We start from the raw sequence: 1960 nt of genomic DNA on the forward strand, positions 1-1960 counted from the left end.
CAGTCTCACCGCGACATCCGGATCGATTGGAAGGATTCGTTCCTTGCCATTCTTGCCGTTCTTTATGTGGAGCAACTGCCTCTCGGAATCGAAGTCTGCCGTGTCGAGCGCCAAGGCCTCTGCAACGCGCATGCCCGTGACAGTGATCAGACCATAGAGCATCGCGCAGGTCAGTCCGCGCAGCCCGTATATCGACGGCAATTCCCGCGCCGCCCCGATGATCTGGGCGAGTTCGGTATCGCTGTAGATGTACGGCGCGGACCGACTGACTCGTCCTGGCACGAACCCCCTCGGTGGAGGATCGTCGTGCCGATCATCCATACCGTGCAGCCATAGAGCAAATTGACGGACCGCGCTGAACCTACTGGCCTTGGTCCCGCTACTGGCAGGTCGCAGTCCATCCATCCATTCGAGCAGAAGCTCTTTTGTGACGAACTCTTTTCCGGCTTTGTCCACGAAGGTGGCAAAGCTGCGCAGGCGCAACTCGTCTGCTTTCAGTTTGGCGCCAAACATCCGGCGGAGATTGAGATATCGATCAAGCTCGGCGTGCAGGGTCATTGCTTTGCCTCCCCTGCGGGCCAAGGTTGGGCAACAGAACGAAGGTTTGCAATGTCGAGCTTCGCATAGATCATCGTCGTCGCGCGCGACTTGTGGCGCAGAACATCGCCCACCTCGTGCAAGGCTACGCCAGAGCGAACCATCCGAGTTGCGAGGCTGTGGCGAAGCACATGCGATCCGAGATACCGGGCAGGCATCTCGATCTTCAGTGCTGCGCAGGCCCGGGCAAGGATTTTGCTGACGATGCGGCTGTCCTTGAACCCGAGATAGGGGGCATAGGACCTGACAAAAAGAACGCGCGTTACGGTCGATGGTCGGGCATCGCGCAGGTAAGCGCTGATTGCGGCGCCGACATCTTCCGGAAGCGGGAGACGGTCACGCCGTTTGCCCTTTCCTCGGACGAGCAGCTCTCCCGCTCGCCAGTCGATGTCATCGATCTCTATCGCCATGACTTCGGGCACACGCAGGCCGAGCCGGGCCATCAGCAGGAACATGGCATAGTCACGAACGCCATAGCTGGACTCTCGCCGGACCCACTCAAGGATGGCCTCGATGTCTGTCGGCGGCAGATACCTGGGAAGTCGGTTGTTCTGGATGCGATGTACCTTCGGCACAGTCGACGACAGATTGGTTACGGTCAGGCCCCGGGCAAACAGGTACTGGAAGAAGCAGCGCAGATGGGATGCCGGCGTCCGCGCCATCGACAGACTCTTCCCCTTCTGGATGTGTTCGAGGAACGCAACGATGTCTTGGTGCCTGATCGACGAAGGGTCAGGCACTGTTTCGCCAAACCGGTGGTCCAAGAAGCGGACGGCATATCGCTTGACATGATAAACTGAACTCGGACTCAGGCCGCGTTGCCCGAGCAGGAAGCCTTCCAGGTCATCCAGCAGCGTGTCCTTTGCAATTTGGGCAGCAGATACAGGTGGCGGAATCGCAACGCCGATGCTGATGAGGTGGAGGACGAACCGTCTGACCAAGTTCGGGATCCGGACCGCGTTCACTCGATCAAATGGAACCTGCCGGGCAAGGCGATCGGCGATTTCCAGCGTCAATGACGTCGGCTCAACACCATGGGCCTCCAGAACCCGGCCAAACCGTCGAAGCTGGAAGCGATAGTTAGACAGCGCCCTACGCTGCATGTGCGTCGACGCGAGGCTCTCCTCGAACGAACTGAAGTAGGTGTCGAGGCAGGTTGGTTGGATTTTCTTGGCCATACGCTCTCTCCATGTTGCTGGCGCAACAAGGATTATGCCGAACGCCTTGGCACGAAACTGAGGGTTCAGGACCATGAAGCCGGTCAGCCGCACCTAATAATCTTTGGCTGGTCTGGCAGTATGCCAAGTCGATGCTTCTCGTCGACTGGAGGGCCATGCGGCATAATCCTGATCCCGGCATAATA

The 1960-nt window shown here is 58.7% G+C and carries 2 protein-coding genes; both read right to left on the reverse strand.

Annotation, left to right across the window (positions count from 1 at the left end):
* A partial coding sequence (locus HS053_RS22035; protein ID WP_174213386.1) for a tyrosine-type recombinase/integrase occupies nt 1-558 on the reverse strand: 558 nt, incomplete at its 3' end.
* A complete protein-coding gene (locus tag HS053_RS22040) occupies nt 555-1775 on the reverse strand; it encodes a site-specific integrase (protein ID WP_140849423.1) in 1221 nt (406 codons plus the stop codon). The genes HS053_RS22035 and HS053_RS22040, both read right to left, overlap by 4 nt.
* Between the last annotated feature and the right edge of the window lie 185 nt (nt 1776-1960).

The sequence above is a fragment of the Tabrizicola fusiformis genome (genome assembly GCF_013328815.1).
Lineage (GTDB): Bacteria > Pseudomonadota > Alphaproteobacteria > Rhodobacterales > Rhodobacteraceae > Fuscibacter.